Genomic DNA, 16,138 nt, shown 5'->3' on the forward strand with positions numbered 1-16,138 from the left:
TCCACGTTCGGCAATCGAATAATTTCTGTTGGCCTACTACCCCCAGACACAAACGGGCGGCTCCAGATGGAGCCGCCCGTTTGTGTCTGGGGGTACAATTCCCTTGTCCTTAGTTGCTGCCAAGCGGGGCGGTAGGCACCGGGTCTACTTTGGGGTTGCGCAGCTGCACTTGCTCCCGGGTCGTGACGGTGCCCACGGTCATGCGCAGGTTGTAGTCGCCGGTAGGCAGGGTGGTAAAGTCCAGCGTTTGGTGGTGAGCACCGGCGGGCTGCTTGCGGTAGTCGGATACGCGCACGGGCGCGCCGTTCTGGCTATACAGCACCCAGCCCATCGGAATTTCCTCCGGCAGCTCGTAGCGCAGCTGCACCACGCCATTGCTGGGATTGGGGTACACACTCATTTTGTTGGCTCCCACGCCCGGCCGGCTGCCAGCCATAGCAACGGGCGCCGGCTCCTGCGCCTTCACGGATTGAAACTTCCACATCTGGGTTTCCTTGCCGCTATAGCGCCACTGCTGCAAGCTGCCGTCCACGGAGTCTTTGGCAGTGAGAGCCTTGTTGCTGTGCTTGGCCAGCAGCTTATAATAGCCCTTCTCAGTAGGCTCGATGCGCCATACCTGGTTATTACCACTATAATAAGGCCACAGGTCGAGGTCGGCCCCGTTGGATGTCGAACTGCCCAATACCTCCAGCACCCGGTTGTTGCCCGGCACCACCAAGCGGTAATAGCCATCGGCGAGCCGCTCGACGCGCCACTGCGGGGCACTACTGGTGGCAGCGGCACCGTTGCTACCCATCGCCTCCGCCTGATAGGCGCGGCTATTGGGTCGGGAAGGGTCAACTACCTCCAGCGGCTTGCCGGTGGTGCGCGAGGTCAGCACGTATACACCGGGCTCCAGGGCAGGAATTTCGGGGGCCGGAGCTTTCTTGGCTTTGGCTTCCGCAGCCTTGGTTGCTGCTGCGGCAGTAGCGGCCGCCGTAGCGGCTGCTTTCGCAGTGGCTTTTTCGGCTTTGGCGGCGGCATTTGGGTCTACCTTAGCCACTTTGACTTCGGGCTTTTCGACGGGGGCCGCTACCTTTGCCACCCTGGCCTTGGGCTCTACTTTGGCCTTGGCCACGACTTTCGCGGGCGCGGGCTTCGCGGCGGGGGCCGGCGCGGCCGCTACCGTCGCGGCGCTGGCTGGGTCCGGAGTGGTAGGCGAGCCGAGCGGATACAGATTTGAGGTGGGAATAACCTGAGGACCCTGCCCCGGTGGCACCCATATCATCTGAAACTGGGCGTCTCCTTCGCCAGCGGCATATTCAATCTTGATGGTGGTTTTTTCTCCCGCCGCCAACCCAACCGGGCCGCTGCCCTGGGCCCCGATTTTGTTGCCATTGAACGTGTCGATAACCTTTTTACCGTTCACCCACACCCGCACCTCGTCGATGGTTTTGCCGATGAAGCGGTAGCTGCCGGTAGAGGGAGCGGCCACCAGGCCTTCCCACCGGATGGAAAAATTATCATCGGAGAGCTCCGGACCGGGTGCTCCTTTGCCCCAGTTGAAATTGATGGCGGCATCGACGCGCTGCTGCAGAGGCGCACCGGCCAAGCTTCCGTTGGCGAAGTAGCTGCCCGTCAAGCCGGTACCTGCTCCCTGCACGGGTGTTGTAGTCGAGACTACCCCCGGACGACCAGGCGGCAAGTGAGCGACGGTAGCAGGAGCAGCTATTATTGTGCCGGCACTAAAGCTGGCTACCAGCGAGCAGAGAATCAAGCGATGCACAGCGGGAGGATTTGAGGTGACACCACTCGAACTAAAGACGACGACTCGTGCGCTAGGCGCGCCGCTTTTTATCGAATGGAGGCATGAATCTACCAATTATCAGCCATTCATGCCAATAATACCCTGCATTGCCTAGATAACTAATTGCTTCTTCTAAGCATAGTACAAATATCAGAGTACCAATTGCTTTCCTATCTACTGATAAGTCGATTTCAGGGCGGGCCCCTGCGCTACAGCTGTCGGTACGTCTTTCAGGCAATGAGCGCGGCTGGAAATGCCGCTCCAAAGCGGGCGCACTGGAGCCGGGCACCGGAGTACTACTCTCTGCTGGTCCCGCAGCACTTCCTGGTAGCAATACGACGTGGTGGAACACAGCAGCACAGCCGTATTCGACGTATGAAATTCGGCCAGCACTCAGGAGTGTAGTTGGGCGTTTACAAAAAGCTGATGTTACGTCCTGCTTGATATGGCGGCCGCTTGTCGAAGCAAGACACAAAAGCAAAACCCCAGGCACCAGCCACTGCTTTGCTCGCCCGAAAGTCATCAGTAGCTAGCCTCACATTCGGTCTCGCACCTGCGCCAGGATTCGCTCCATTTCCTTACGCACGGCGCTGGTTTCTACCACATGGTTGTTGTTCAGAAAGCTGACGGCCAACAGGCGGCCCTTGCGGGTGCGCAGATAGCCACACAAATTGTGGGTGTTGGTGAGCGTGCCGGTTTTGCCCCAGAACCACGGGCCGCGCGCGTCGTGGTAGCCGCGCCGCAACGTGCCATGACCGCCACCCGCCGCCAGCAGGCTCAACAGTCGGGGCTCGAGCACTTCCTGGTGCAGCTTGCCGAGCAGGGCCGTCAGGCTGCGGGGCGTCGCCAGGTTCAGGCGCGAAAGGCCCGAGCCATCGACCCAGCGCAGAGCGTCGGGCAAATCCGGCAAAAACCGCTGCCGCACAACCCGGATCGTCCGGGCCGTACTCAATGAGTCGGGCCCGAGGCGGCTGGCGCACAGCAGCAGCAGCTGCTCGGCCAGAAAATTGTCGCTCACCTGCAGCATGCGGCGGTACAGGGAATCGACGGGTAGCCCGTGCAGCGTACGGATGCTGTCTTGGGGGCGCGGGTGCCATGGGAGTGGCTGCACCGGGCGGCGCAGCGTATCCTGAAGCAGTTGTAGCAGCAAGCCGGGGCTGGTGCGGAAGGGCGTTTCGTCGATCCAGCTTTTGCTGAAAGGCAGCACGTAGAAGCGGTTTTCCAGCAGCACCCGCCGTACGTGGTCGGTGCTGGCGTAGCCGGGGGGCGCGGGCTCCACCAGCGCCGTGAAAGCCGGCGGCGACACGCGCAGGCGCTGGGTGCTGCTGGCATAGAAGCGCACCGTATGGCCATAAATCGGGAAGGGGCCGCGCTCCGGGGAGTAGTAATAGTTGTAGTCGTCCCAGCTCCAACCGGGCCCAAAGGCTTCAACGCAGGGAATAGGGGCATAGAATAGTTTCTCGGGGCGGCTTTGCAAAAACGTGAAGGCGCGGCTACTAGGCACGTCGCCATGTAGCAGCGTGGGGTCGCCGGTACCCCAAAATACCAGCGAATCGGCGCGCACCACGTAGCTCAGGCTGGGCAGTGAGTCGCCGAGCAGATGCAGGCCCGCGTAGAGACTGAAGAGCTTCATGGTGCTGGCCGGCGTGAAATACTGCTCGCTATTGAGCTCATACAGCGGCTCGCCGGTGGTGGCATCAGCGATACACACCCCCACGTGGTGCTGGCGCAGAATGGGCGAACTGGCAATCAGGCGGTTCAGCCACTGTGGTCCCTTGCCGCGGCGGAGCGCCGTTTCGGCGGCGGTGTCATCACCATTGCCAGGCGCGGCAGGCGCGGCCATATTACAGGAGAGCAGCAACAACAGGATGCAGAAGAAGCGCATAGCACGGAGGATTTTGGGCGCGCAATATGCAGCTTCAACCGTCAATTATACTAGGATATACATGCTATTTGTAAGTAGTATTTTATGCACTCCTATCTTAAGTAAAGATTTAATCAAAAATAGCGTTTCTAGCGTTTGAGCTCATCCAAAATCATCGACCGAACAGTCGCATGCTATCACTCTCCTGCCCTACTACTACGGGCGCAAGATTCTGACAAAAGCACCGGCCGGCCCACATATTTGAGTAGCTTTGCGTCCTGTTATGCCAGACAGAACCCCCACTACCGCGAATACCGCCAAGTACATTTTTGTGACCGGCGGCGTGACTTCCTCGCTTGGAAAAGGCATCATTGCCGCCTCCCTCGCCAAACTGCTGCAAGCACGCGGCTTCCGGGTCACCATCCAGAAGTTCGACCCCTACATCAACATCGACCCCGGCACGCTCAACCCCTACGAGCATGGCGAATGTTATGTAACCGACGACGGGGCCGAAACCGACCTCGACCTGGGCCACTACGAGCGGTTCCTGAACGTGCCGACCTCCCAGGCCAACAACGTCACCACCGGCCGCATCTACGACCACGTCATCCGGCAGGAGCGTGAGGGCGCGTATTTGGGCAAAACGGTGCAGGTGGTACCCCACATTACCGACGAGATAAAGCGGCGCATGCTCATGCTCGGCGAGCGGAGCGAATTCGACATCGTAATTACCGAAATCGGGGGCTGCATCGGCGACATTGAGAGCCTGCCCTTCGTGGAGGCCGTGCGCCAGCTGCGCTGGGAGTTGCCGTCCAACGATTCGGTCGTGATTCACCTCACGCTGCTGCCCTACCTAGCCGCGGCCGGCGAGCTGAAAACCAAGCCTACCCAGCACTCGGTGCGCGACCTGCGCGAGGCCGGCCTGCAGCCCGATATTCTGGTGTGCCGCTCCGAGCACCCGATTCCGATGGAGATGCGCAAGAAGATTGCGCTGTTCTGCAACGTACAAATCAACTCAGTTATCGAGGCCCTCGATGCCGACAGCATTTACTCGGTGCCACTGCTCATGCTCAAGGAACACCTCGACGAGCGGGTTATCAAGAAACTGAAGCTCACCGGCGGCAGCCTTCAGCCCGACCTGGAAGCATGGAAAGACTTCCTGGGCCGCCTCAAAAACCCAACCGAGGAAATTACCATTGCTCTGGTCGGCAAGTATGTGGAGCTGCCCGACGCCTACAAGTCCATCAACGAGGCCTTCGTGCACGCCGGGGCCCAGAATGAGTGTAAAGTAACGGTGCGCAGCATTCAGAGCGACCATATCACGGCCGACAACATTGCCCAGCTGCTGCACGGCGTCGACGGGGTGCTGGTGGCCCCCGGCTTCGGCGAGCGGGGCTTTGAGGGCAAGGTGGCGGCTATTAAATACGTGCGCGAAAACCGGATTCCGTTTTTCGGCATTTGCCTGGGCATGCAGTGCGCGGTGGTTGAGTTTGCCCGCAACGTGCTAAAGATGGAAGGAGCCAGCTCCACCGAAATGGATCCGGCCTCGCCCTTTCCCGTCATTGCCATGATGGAGGAGCAGAAAAAAGTAACCCAAAAGGGCGGCACCATGCGTCTGGGAGCATACAACTGCGAATTGCGCAGAGGCTCAAAAGCGGCGAAAGCCTATGGTCGCAACAGCATCAGTGAGCGGCACCGCCACCGCTACGAATTCAACAACGAGTACCTGCAGGCTTTCGAGGAGGCCGGCATGGTGCCGTCGGGCCTCAATCCGGATACCGGGCTGGTGGAGGTTATCGAAATTCCGAATCATCCGTGGTTCGTGGCCGGCCAGTTTCACCCCGAGCTGAAAAGCACCGTTCAGAATCCGCACCCGCTGTTCGTGCGCTTCGTGAAGGCCGCTATTCAGCACCACAAAAACGAGTTTTAGGAAAAGCCGTGTCATTGCGAGGCCAAAGGCCGAAGCAATCCGTCCTCTGCGAAGGTGAAAATGTCCTTTTACCAGAAAGCCCTTTACTACACGCTAGTAAAGGGCTTTTCACAGAAGGAAGCGCTGCACATTTCAGAGGACGGATTGCTTCGTCCTCGCAATGACACGAGGCTACGTCAGTTATCTGCCACATACGCCGGTTCGCGAATATTCCTCTACTAATTCCGACCTTTACGCTGGCTCGCCGGATTTTTGAGGCAAGCCACGCTTTCCCCGTACCTTTGCACTTTGTGGCGCGGTGCGCCTGTTTACTTTTCCTGTCAGTACCCTCCTTCGATGGACAAAAACCAAGCAACCGGCCTGTTCCTGATTTCGGCCTTGCTCCTCGTCTACCTGTTCTTCTTTTCGCCCAAACCGCCAAAAGAGCAACCCGCCGCCAAGGCTACGACTACTGCCGCTGCTAAAAATGGCACTGCGGCTGCCCCCGCCGCCCCGCTCGATTCGGCGGCGGCCGTGCAGGCGCTGGGCTCATTTGCGGCCGCCTCGCAGGGCACGGCCCAGCAGGTGCAGCTCCAGAACGCCAACTTGCTGGTTACGTTCTCTTCCAAAGGCGGACGGGTGGAAGCCGTGCGGCTGAATAAGTACAAAAGCTTCGCGGGCAAGCCCCTGGACTTGCTCGATAGCGAGAGTGCTCAACTTGACACCCGCTTCCGCACCACCGACGGCCGCACTGTTAAGCTCTCCGACTTATACTTTCAGCCGTCAGCGGTGCAGGCCGTGACCAGCGGCGAGCGGAAAGGTCAGAGTCTGACGTTCACCGCAGCCATTGCCGGGGGCAGCATTGAGCAGGTTTATACGCTGTTCGACGATTCCTACGAAGTAGGCTATGCCCTGCGCATGCCGGGCCTAAGCGCCTCGCTGGCCCAGCAGCCGCTCATCTTCACCTTCATGGACCGCGTGCGGCAAACGGAGCAGGATGCGCAGCAAAACCGCAACCACTCGACCATCAATCACTACTTAGTTGCCGATGACCACGGGGCGCTAGCTGAAGCATCGGAAAACCCGGAGGAAATTAAGGTGACCGAGCCGTTGAAGTGGGCGGCCCACAAGCACGACTTCTTCGTGGCCAGCATTATTGCCGACAATCAGTTCAGCACCGGCACCTTCAACTCGACGGTAAACCTGCAGGATTCTACTTTCCTGAAGACCATGAGCACCACGCTTACCATTCCGGTGGCCGACGTGCAGAACGGTAAAGCGGAGTTTCGCTACTACTTCGGCCCTAACTCCCTACCAATTCTGGAGAAAGTAGCTCCTGGCTTCGAGCGCAATGTGTATCTGGGCTGGGGCATTTTCCGCTGGGTAAACAAGGGCGTGATTCTGCCGGTGTTCCACTTCCTGGAGCAGTTCATCAGCTCCTACGGCCTCATTATCGCGCTGCTGGTGCTGCTCATCAAGCTGGTTACCTGGCCGTTGACCTACAAAACCTACGTGTCGCAGGCCCGCATGAAAGTGCTCAAGCCCGAAATCGACGAGCTGAAAGAGAAGTACGGCGACGACCAGACCAAGGTGCAGAGCGAAACGATGAAGCTCTACTCGGCCTTCGGGGTGAGCCCGCTCAGCGGCTGCGTTCCCACGCTGCTGACCATTCCGATTCTGCTGGCCATGTTCCAGTTCTTCCCCAATGCCATTGAGCTCCGGCAGGAGCAGTTTCTGTGGGCCAAGGATCTGAGCAGCTACGATGTATTCATTAAACTGCCATTCTACGTGAAGTGGTACGGCGACCATGTCAGCCTGTTCACGCTGCTCATGACGGCCTCCACGCTGCTCATGACCTGGCAGAGCAATCAGGTAAACACCCAGATGCAGGGCCAGATGAAGGTGATTGGCTACGTGATGCCGGTCGTCTACATGTTTGTGCTGAACAGCTTCGCCGCCGGCCTGACCTGGTATTACTTCGTATCCAACATGGTTACGTTCGGCCAGCAGTTCATCACCCGCAGCTTCGTGGATGAGGTGAAGCTCCGGGCGCAGCTCGAAGCCAACAAAATCAAAAACAAGGACAAGAAGCCCAGCGGCTTCCAGGCCCGCCTCGCCGAAGCAATGAAAGCAACGCAGGAGCGCGAAGCCCAGGCCAAGCTGGGGGCCGCGGAGGCCAAAGAAGCCAAGCCCCGCAAACCCACGCGCCGCTCGTAATTCCGGCCCGCAGCATTTTCCAACGCCTTTCCAACTACCCAGTGGAAAGGCGTTGTGCGTTGATGGCTGGTGGTATTGGGGTGAATTAAGTGCGCGGGCCACCCCTTACAGGTGCTGATCCGAGCAGCCTAACCGCGCTATTGTCAGCACCCGGCGGGCGAAAAAGGCTTGCTTACTGGCTCGTTTTTTGGATCTTACCCAACGTAGTTCCTCTTAACGCCTCGCCCCTATGCCCCTTGCTTCCCTCCTGATATTAGCCGCTTTTCTGTGGGCTGGCACTGCCACCGCCCAGCGTGCGGTCAGCGGCAAGAAGAAATCTATTGCGGGTGAGGGTAAGCCGGCCAAGGCGAGCGTCAAAGTCGTCAGCAAGCAGCCGGGCAACGGAAAGAAGGCGACCGAGCCGGTAATGCTATTCAAGCGGACGCCGTGCTTTGGCCCCTGTCCCCATTACGAAGCCACTATTTATGCCGATGGCCGCGTCTCCTACATTGGCTACCGCTACGTGCGCCTCACCGGTTCCCACGAGCTAAAAATGCCCGTTGCTACCGTCACTACCATTCTCGCTGATGCGCGACGTCTTCGTTTTGCCACCTACAACGAGCGGTATTCGCAGGGTTCCACCGACTTACCCTCGACTATACTCAGCATCCGGCAGCCCAACGGCATGCTGAAAACCGTGCAGGCCGAAGAAGGCACCCCATCCGAGCTGACGGCGCTGCTGACCTACATCAGCAATGAAATCGAGAAGATTTCGGGCGGCGTCTCCGTTTCGGACCGGTAGATTTTATGGCCTTTTACTACTGCTTGCGCACCCGTTCCAGCACCAGCTGGTTCATCGGGTTAGGAGTCAGGCCCCGAATGTTATTCTGCGTCAGGCGCACCACTTGGTCGTAATACAGCGGAATGACCGGACACTCTTCTACCACGATACGGTCCATCTGCTGGTACAGAGCATAGCGCTTTTCTACGTTTTGCTCCAGCTGGGCCCGCTCGTACAGCTGGTCGTAAGCGGCGCTTTTGAAATGGGTTTTATTGGGGCCGGCCGGAGCAAAATTCTTGCTGTAGAACAGAGCCAGATAGTTTTCCGCGTCGGGGTAGTCGCCCAGCCACGACTTTGTGAAGAAGGCCGCACGTCCGTTATCTACCAGCTCCTGCTGGGCCGCCGATTGGTTTACGTCAATAGACACCCGCACGCCTATTTCGGCCCACTTCTTCTGCAGATACTCACACACTTCCTTGCGCTCGGCCACCGTACCCAGGCGCAGCGTCAGCGGATTGCGCGGTCCGTAGCCCGCCGCCTGCAACAGCTGCCGCGCTTTTAGTGGCTGGTAGGTGTAGCCCGGCACCAGCTGCTCGCTGTAGGAAGGCAGCGACGAGGGCACAAACCCCGAGTGGCCCGGCACGCCCACGTTGTTGAGAAAGTAGGCCAGCAGCTCAGGCTTGTTCAACGCGTAGCTCAGGGCTTGTCGCACCCGCTTGTCGCGCAGGGCCGCGCTGGCCGCGTCGCCGCGCAGGTTGGCGGGGTCGAGCTGAAAGCCCAGGTATTCGGTGTTCAGATACGGGGCTTTCTGCAGCCGGAACTTGCCCTGAAAATCTTCCCGCACGGTGCCGTCGGGATGCATAATTAAGTCCCGGCTACCGGCCCGGATGCCGGAGAGGAAATCCAGCTTGCCCTGCATGAAGGTCAGAAACTCGGTCTTGCGGTCCTGAATGAAGCTGATTTGCACGGCATCGACGTAGGGCAGCTGCTGCCCTTGAGCGTCGCGCTTCCAGTAGTTCGGGTTGCGGTGGTAGATGATGGCATTGCCTTCGTCCCACTCCTTGAACATAAATGGCCCCGTACCCACCGGGTGCTCCCGAAAATCCTTGCCATAGCGCTGCACAGCCTCGCGCGGCACCACATAGGCATACGGCATAGCGAGGATTCCCAGAAACGGGATGAACGGCTCCCGCAAATGAATCCGTAGCGTGGAGTCATTCACGGCCACGAAGCACGTATCGGAAGGCTCACCGGCTGCATTTTCGAGCACCTTACCTCGAAAAATCCAGCCGCCGGGGCTGGCCGTAGCGCCATCGAGCAGGCGCCTGAAGCTGTACACGAAGTCGGCGGCGACGACGGTTCGGCCTTTGCCGGCGGGGAATACCTCCGCATCCTGAAACCGCACAGTGGGCCGCAGCCGAAAGGTATACTGCTTACCGTCCGCCGAAACGTCGTAGCGGCGGGCCACGCTCGGCACCGGCCGCAGCGCTGAATCCAGCTCCACGAGGCCGTTATAGAGTTGCGTCACGGCCCAGATATTCGCCTGCTTGTTGGAGAAAGCCGGGTCCAGCGACGTAAGGGCTTCGGGCTGATTGTAGCGAAAAACCCTCCGCGCATCCGTGGGCTGGTCAGGACGGCCACAGCTGGCTAACGCCGTGAGCAACGGGACAACATAACCGGCAAAACGACGTGCAAACGAAAGCATGGGAACGGGGGAAACGCTTATATTTGTGCAAAACTAAGCGTATAGCTCCTAGCTTTCGGCTAATAGTTACGCGCTTTCCGGCGGTAGCTAGTTTTTACGGGCTGCTTTTTCGTCAAGCCGCTCCTTGCCAACTCCCAGCCCACAGCCTCTTTTATGCATCTGACTTACTACGGCCATTCCTGCTTTTTACTGGAAACCGGCGGCAGCAAAATTCTTTTTGATCCTTTCATTCGTCCCAATCCCTTGGCTAAGGATGTGGACGTAGCCGCCATTGAGGCCGACTATATTCTGTTGAGCCACGGCCACGGTGACCACGTCGCCGATACGGCAGAAATTGCGCAGAACACGGGGGCAGAGCTGCTCGGCATGGTAGAACTGCTCGGCTGGTTTGGCGCACAGGGCCTGAAAGCCACGTATCAGATGAACCTGGGAGGCACCGTGCAGCTGCCTTTTGGCACTGTTCAGATGGTAGCCGCCGCTCATAGCAGCTCCCTGCCCGATGGCTCCTACGCTGGCTTGGCCGCCGGCTTTGTTATCAAGTCGGAAGGCAAAACGCTGTATTTCGCCGGCGACACGGCCCTGACCTACGACATGAAGCTCATCGGGGAGCGGCATACGCTGGATGTGGTCCTGCTACCCATCGGCGACCATTTCACGATGGGCATCGACGACGCGCTGGTAGCCGCCGACTGGACGGGAGCCGCCAAGATTGTAGGCATGCACTTCGACACCTTCCCACCCATTGCCATCGACCACGCCGCGACGCAAGCCAAAGCCACCCAGGCCGGCAAAGAGCTGGTGCTGATGTCGATTGGCGAAACGATTACGCTGTAAAAAGGCTTGCTGCCTCTGGCGGCAACCGGCTTTTTACTTTCAGGCTTTACTAACCGACCAGCTCGCAGCTTACTGACCGTAGCTTACAGCTTCTACAAGACATGGGAAAAATCATTGCGGTAGCCAATCAGAAGGGCGGAGTCGGCAAAACCACTTCGGCCATCAATCTGGCGGCCAGTCTGGCGGCGCTGGAGTACCGGACGCTCCTGGTGGATGCCGATCCGCAGGCTAACGCCACCTCGGGCGTCGGCTTCGACCCGAAAGACATCGAGAACAGTATCTACGAGTGCATGGTGGATGGCATCAATGCCCAGGATATCATCCTGAACACCAACATTCTACCCCACCTCGACCTAATGCCGTCCCATATCGACCTAGTCGGGGCAGAAGTGGAGATGATCAACCTGCCCAACCGGGAGGAAAAGATGAAGGATGCCCTGCGCCCTCTCGTCGACCAGTACGATTTCATCATCATCGACTGCTCACCTTCCCTGGGTTTGATTACGGTGAATGCCCTCACGGCTGCTCATTCGGTTATCGTGCCGGTGCAATGCGAGTATTTCGCGCTCGAAGGCTTGGGCAAGCTGCTCAATACCATCAAAATCATTCAGAGCCGGCTGAACGAAAACCTGGAAATCGAAGGCATTCTGCTCACGATGTATGATGTGCGTCTGCGCCTTTCCAACCAGGTGGTGGAGGAAGTGAAGCTGCATTTCCAGCAATTGGTGTTCGACACCATCATTCCGCGCAACGTGAAGCTGAGCGAATCGCCCAGCTTCGGCATCCCGGTCATCCTGCACGACGCGGAAAGCAAAGGCAGCATCAGCTACCTGAACCTGGCCCGCGAAATCGTGGAGAAGAACATAACTGCCGGCACATCCGAAGCCGCCAGCGACGAGGCCGCGTAAGGACTTATTGACTTAGAACTATAACAAAGGTCGGCGTGATTCGCCGGCCTTTGTTATTTTATGCCTGCCCTGCTTCATTTAGCACCCATATAATCCAATTACGACATATGCGACACTCCTTATACACTCCTGCCGCCGACACAGCATAGTGGGCTTAAGCCAACTCTATCAATAGCCTGAGCGTCAACTCAGATACACGATGTTCCACGATTTTTTCAGTCCGTGGAACATTTTTTCCGTCCCTTCCCGGTCGTTTGTGTATTTTTGAATCCTGCTTTCGCCTGGTGTTGGGGGAAAGGTGATTGTCGGTATGTCAGAGAAGAACGAAGAGAAAAGCGCTTCGGCGGTGGTTCCCGCGGCAGCGAAACGCAAGATTGGTGGCCTGGGCCGCGGTCTGAATGCCTTGATTGAAGGAAGCTACGAGAAAAAAGGGGACCGGGTGGGCTTGGTATCGCACCCCGTCAACTCCGTGGGCTTCATTTCGGTGGGGCATATTGAGGCCAATCCGTATCAGCCCCGCACCCACTTCGACCAGGAAGCCCTGCAGGAACTGGCGGAATCCATCAAGATTCAGGGCATCATTCAGCCCGTCACGGTGCGCCAAATGGGCACTAACTCCTACCAGCTTATTTCGGGGGAGCGGCGCTTGCAGGCATCCAAGCTGGCGGGCCTGGATACTATTCCGGCCTATATCCGCAAAGCCGACGACCAGCAGATGCTGGAAATGGCTCTGATTGAGAACATTCAGCGCGAAAACCTCAACGCCATTGAAATTGCGTTGAGCTACCAGCGCCTCGTGAGCGAGTGCAACCTCAAGCAGGAAGAGCTGGGCGACCGGGTGGGCAAAAACCGCTCGACCGTAACCAACTACCTGCGCCTGCTCAAGCTGCCACCCGATATCCAGATTGGCCTGCGCGACACGGTCATTTCCATGGGCCACGCCCGCGCCCTGATCAATATTGACGACGCGGAGCAGCAACTGGCTATTTTCCACCGCATCGTGACCGAAGAACTGTCGGTGCGCAAAGTGGAGCAGCTGGTGCGGGCCGGCCTGGTACCACCCTCCAAAGCCGACGCGCCCAACGCCCAGGCAGTGCAGGCAACCCAGGTGCATATTCCCGTGGCCGAACTGCGCCGCACCGAGCGCTACCTCTCCGACCGGTTTGGCAGCAAAGTACTGGTGAAACCTGGTCCGCAGGGCAATGGCGAAATCAAAATTGCGTTTGACTCAGTAGAAGACATGCAGCGCATTCTGCACATTCTACAACCTGCTTAGACGCTCCACCCGCTATGACGATGCCTCAGAACCGACTGGCTGCCTTTGCGCTGCTGGCTACGCTGCCGCTGGCAGTGCCGGCCCATGCCCAAACCGTAACGGCCGGTCCTGATTCAGCGGTAGTTGGCACAGCACTCCTAACCAAAGAGTCGCGGCGTACCGAGAAGCTATTTGGCATGGCGATGACCCGCCCCAAAAAAGCGGGCATTCTGGCGGCCGTTCTGCCCGGCGCGGGTCAGATTTACAACCGCAAATACTGGAAGCTCCCGCTGGTCTATGGCGCCATTGGGGGGACGCTGGCCGGCGAGTTTTTCTACCAAAGCCGCTACAAAGAATATATTGCGGGCTATGCCGCCCGCACCGACGGCGACGATGAAACCCTGGATACCGGCCCCAACTCCAGCCTAGCCCGCGACAGCAGCGTAGTGCGCCAGGGCATTATTTTCTACCGCCAAAAACGGGATGTTTTCATTGCGTATTCCGCTCTGGCGTACGCCCTCAATGTCCTCGACGCGGTAGTCGACGCCCACCTGAAGGACTTTGACATCAGCGACGATTTGGGCCTGCACTGGCAGCCCTCGCTGCTCTGGGTGCCTACGGCGGCTCTTACGCCCGGCATCTCGCTTACTCTTACCCTGCATAATACGCGCCCTAAGCGCCCTACTGAATGAAGCTGCTCCTAATTGGCTACGGCAAAATGGGCCAGGCCATCGAGGCCCAAGCGGTGGCCCGTGGCCACCAAGTTGTGGGTATCGTTGACCCCGCCCACCCCGATGTCCGCATTACTGATTTCGACTCCACTTCCGTGGATGCGGCCATTGAGTTCACTCATCCCGACGCGGCTTTCGCCAACGTGATGGCCTGCCTGCAACAAGGCTTGCCCGTCGTGTGCGGCTCCACGGGCTGGCTCCATCATTTCGCGGAGGCGCAGGACTTATGCCAGCAAACCGGTGGCAGGCTGTTCTATGCGTCTAACTACAGCGTGGGCGTCAACCTGTTCTTTCATTTCAATGAGTACATAGCGGCCAAGATGCATCAGTTTGGCGGCTACGATGTGCAGGTTCGCGAAATACACCACACCCAGAAAGTAGACCAGCCCAGCGGCACGGCCCTCACGGCAGCCGAAGGTATTCTGCGGCACTTTCCCGGCAAAACCACCTGGCGCAACGACGCTACGCAGAACCCCGCCGAGCTGGCAATTCTCTCGGAGCGCACGGGTCAGGTAGTGGGCACCCATATCGTAACCTATTCTTCCGCCGTCGACCGGATTGAGCTTACTCACGAGGCGCAGTCGCGCGAGGGTTTTGTGCTGGGAGCCTTGCTGGCCGCCGAGTGGCTGCCCGGCCACCAAGGCGTGTTCGGCATGCAGGATTTACTAGGCTTATAAACCCTGAAGCTGCTCCGACGCGTGCCGCAACGCGTATGCTTGCCGCCTAATTATTTCAGATATTACAGCGTTTTCGACGGCCTGACCAGGCTATCCTTTTGCTTCATCTTGCCGACTTATGGCTGTTCAATCCTGGGAAGAGCGCCTTGCCGCTGCCAACACGACTACCACTACGACCAACGCCGCACCGAAGAAGCCCAAGGGCTTCTTTCGGGAATGGGGTGATGCCATCCTTTTCGCGGTAGTAGCGGCCACGCTTATTCGGTGGGCTACTTTCGAAGCGTATACCATCCCTACTCCGTCGATGGAGCACTCGCTGCTGGTAGGCGACTACCTGTTTGTGAGTAAGCTGCACTACGGGCCGCGCACGCCCCAGACGCCGCTGCAGGTTCCGCTGACCCACCAAACGCTGTGGGGCACGAGCCTGAAAAGCTATTCGGAGGCTATTCAGCTGCCCTCCTACCGTCTGCCAGGCTTCTCCGAAGTGAAGCGCAACGACGTAGTAGTGTTTAACGTGCCCTTCGAAAACCAGCACCCCGCCGACTTGCGTACCAACTACATCAAGCGTTGCGTGGCCGTGGCCGGCGACGTGCTGGAGGTGAAGGACATGCAGGTGTACATCAACGGCAAGCCGGCCGTGAATCCGCCGCAGAGTCAGAACCGGTATTTCCTGCAGGTGAATGAGCCCGTGCGCGACAAGGTGTTTCAGGAGCAGGGTATTTCGGATTTCAACAGCCCCAATGGCGTGCCCCAGGCCCAAATGACTCCGATGGGTCCTGCGTACGTGGTGGATGCTACGCCGCAAACGGCCGACTTCTTTAAGAAGCAGCCTTTCATCAAAGGCGTCGTGCTCGACCAGTCGCCGGCGGGCCAGGGAGAAGCGGAGGTTTTCCCTAACAATCCTGACTATCCGCAGAGCACTCCTTCCGTGAATGGCCCGTCCAAGAACTGGAACAAGGATAACTACGGGCCGCTGCAGTTGCCCAAAGAAGGCCAAACGGTACAGCTAACGCCCCAGAACACGCCTATCTACCAGAAAATCATCATGCGCTATGAGCATAATGAGGGCGTAACGATGCAGGGTGGCGTGCTTCTCCAAAATGGCAAGCCCTTGACCAGCTACACGTTCAAGCAGAACTACTACTTCATGATGGGCGACAACCGCCACGACTCCCTGGACTCACGCTACTGGGGCTTCGTACCCGCCGACCACATCGTGGGCAAAGCCGTGCTGATCTGGATGTCAGTAGACCCCTATGCGGACTTTTTCCACAAAATCCGCTGGAACCGCTTGTTCAACTTTATCAACTAGCCTGCCTTGCTGTAACGCATTGCCCCAGAGCATTTAGGCCTTTGTAATAGCTGAGCTTGACTTTAGCCCTACGCGGCCCATGCCAGGGCCTCTTGCCAGATGTGGAGTTGGTGGCGCGGGATTTTGAGCAGGACGGTGTCCTTGGGCGAGTTGTCAAAAAGCGTTTCGGCCCATAAATAG

12 protein-coding genes are annotated in these 16,138 nt (G+C 58.4%); 9 read left to right on the forward strand and 3 right to left on the reverse strand.

Translation table 11 applies throughout. From position 1 onward, the window contains the following. Positions 1–109 precede the first annotated feature (109 nt). Together E5J99_RS13425 and E5J99_RS13430 are read right to left on the reverse strand one after the other, a co-directional pair. Entirely contained in the window at positions 110–1,765 is a 1,656-nt protein-coding gene (locus E5J99_RS13425; RefSeq protein ID WP_167852120.1) for a PA14 domain-containing protein, read from the reverse strand. A gap of 556 nt (positions 1,766–2,321) precedes the next feature. Beyond that, positions 2,322–3,671 carry a D-alanyl-D-alanine carboxypeptidase/D-alanyl-D-alanine-endopeptidase gene (locus tag E5J99_RS13430; protein WP_135498325.1) on the reverse strand — a complete coding sequence of 450 codons (1,350 nt, stop codon included), beginning with the start codon at positions 3,669–3,671 and terminating at the stop codon, positions 2,322–2,324. 262 nt (positions 3,672–3,933) lie between these two features. On the opposite strand from E5J99_RS13430, the gene E5J99_RS13435 reads away from it, so the two are divergent. The 3 genes from E5J99_RS13435 (at position 3,934) to E5J99_RS13445 (ending at position 8,557) form a co-directional block, all read left to right on the forward strand. Beyond that, entirely contained in the window at positions 3,934–5,580 is a 1,647-nt protein-coding gene (locus E5J99_RS13435; protein WP_135498326.1) for a CTP synthase, read from the forward strand. 336 nt (positions 5,581–5,916) lie between these two features. After that, complete coding sequence (gene yidC / locus E5J99_RS13440; protein WP_135498327.1) at positions 5,917–7,776, forward strand: membrane protein insertase YidC; 1,860 nt, start codon at positions 5,917–5,919, stop codon at positions 7,774–7,776. 229 nt (positions 7,777–8,005) lie between these two features. Then, positions 8,006–8,557, forward strand: coding sequence for a DUF6438 domain-containing protein (locus E5J99_RS13445; protein WP_135498328.1), 552 nt, complete (start codon positions 8,006–8,008; stop codon positions 8,555–8,557). Between the two features lie 16 nt (positions 8,558–8,573). Here the strand turns inward: E5J99_RS13445 and E5J99_RS13450 are convergent, their stop codons facing one another. Next, entirely contained in the window at positions 8,574–10,241 is a 1,668-nt protein-coding gene (locus tag E5J99_RS13450; RefSeq protein ID WP_135498329.1) for an ABC transporter substrate-binding protein, read from the reverse strand. A 153-nt stretch (positions 10,242–10,394) separates the two neighbouring features. Here E5J99_RS13450 and E5J99_RS13455 point away from each other — a divergent pair, with 153 nt between their 5' ends. The 6 genes from E5J99_RS13455 to lepB all read left to right on the forward strand — a co-directional run bounded on the left by E5J99_RS13455 (position 10,395) and on the right by lepB (position 15,958). Further along, positions 10,395–11,075, forward strand: coding sequence for a metal-dependent hydrolase (locus E5J99_RS13455; protein ID WP_135498330.1), 681 nt, complete (start codon positions 10,395–10,397; stop codon positions 11,073–11,075). A 101-nt stretch (positions 11,076–11,176) separates the two neighbouring features. After that, entirely contained in the window at positions 11,177–11,983 is an 807-nt protein-coding gene (locus E5J99_RS13460) for a ParA family protein (protein WP_135498331.1), read from the forward strand. 310 nt (positions 11,984–12,293) lie between these two features. Next, the gene (locus E5J99_RS13465; protein WP_135498332.1) at positions 12,294–13,259 is read left to right on the forward strand and encodes a ParB/RepB/Spo0J family partition protein; all 966 of its coding nucleotides are present in this window, start codon (positions 12,294–12,296) and stop codon (positions 13,257–13,259) included. Between the two features lie 20 nt (positions 13,260–13,279). Then, complete coding sequence (locus tag E5J99_RS13470) at positions 13,280–13,930, forward strand: DUF5683 domain-containing protein (RefSeq protein WP_135498333.1); 651 nt, start codon at positions 13,280–13,282, stop codon at positions 13,928–13,930. After that, positions 13,927–14,646, forward strand: a complete 720-nt coding sequence (gene dapB / locus E5J99_RS13475; protein ID WP_135498334.1) for a 4-hydroxy-tetrahydrodipicolinate reductase — start codon at positions 13,927–13,929, stop codon at positions 14,644–14,646. The genes E5J99_RS13470 and dapB overlap by 4 nt, the downstream gene beginning before the upstream one ends. 118 nt (positions 14,647–14,764) lie before the next feature. Further along, positions 14,765–15,958, forward strand: a complete 1,194-nt coding sequence (lepB, locus tag E5J99_RS13480) for a signal peptidase I (protein ID WP_135498335.1) — start codon at positions 14,765–14,767, stop codon at positions 15,956–15,958. Positions 15,959–16,138 lie beyond the last annotated feature (180 nt).

It is taken from the genome of Hymenobacter elongatus, from assembly GCF_004745955.1.
In the GTDB taxonomy this organism is placed as follows: Bacteria; Bacteroidota; Bacteroidia; order Cytophagales; family Hymenobacteraceae; genus Hymenobacter; species Hymenobacter elongatus.

Bases quoted from the DNA above. Each gene is read 5' to 3' on its own strand.
- E5J99_RS13455 (WP_135498330.1), top strand. From the start codon at position 10,395: ATGCATCTGACTTACTACGGCCATTCCTGCTTTTTACTGGAAACCGGC.
- E5J99_RS13450 (WP_135498329.1), bottom strand. From the start codon at position 10,241: ATGCTTTCGTTTGCACGTCGTTTTGCCGGTTATGTTGTCCCGTTGCTC.
- E5J99_RS13435 (WP_135498326.1), top strand. From the start codon at position 3,934: ATGCCAGACAGAACCCCCACTACCGCGAATACCGCCAAGTACATTTTT.
- E5J99_RS13465 (WP_135498332.1), top strand. From the start codon at position 12,294: ATGTCAGAGAAGAACGAAGAGAAAAGCGCTTCGGCGGTGGTTCCCGCG.
- E5J99_RS13430 (WP_135498325.1), bottom strand. From the start codon at position 3,671: ATGCGCTTCTTCTGCATCCTGTTGTTGCTGCTCTCCTGTAATATGGCC.
- lepB (WP_135498335.1), top strand. From the start codon at position 14,765: ATGGCTGTTCAATCCTGGGAAGAGCGCCTTGCCGCTGCCAACACGACT.
- yidC (WP_135498327.1), top strand. From the start codon at position 5,917: ATGGACAAAAACCAAGCAACCGGCCTGTTCCTGATTTCGGCCTTGCTC.
- E5J99_RS13470 (WP_135498333.1), top strand. From the start codon at position 13,280: ATGCCTCAGAACCGACTGGCTGCCTTTGCGCTGCTGGCTACGCTGCCG.
- E5J99_RS13460 (WP_135498331.1), top strand. From the start codon at position 11,177: ATGGGAAAAATCATTGCGGTAGCCAATCAGAAGGGCGGAGTCGGCAAA.
- E5J99_RS13445 (WP_135498328.1), top strand. From the start codon at position 8,006: ATGCCCCTTGCTTCCCTCCTGATATTAGCCGCTTTTCTGTGGGCTGGC.
- dapB (WP_135498334.1), top strand. From the start codon at position 13,927: ATGAAGCTGCTCCTAATTGGCTACGGCAAAATGGGCCAGGCCATCGAG.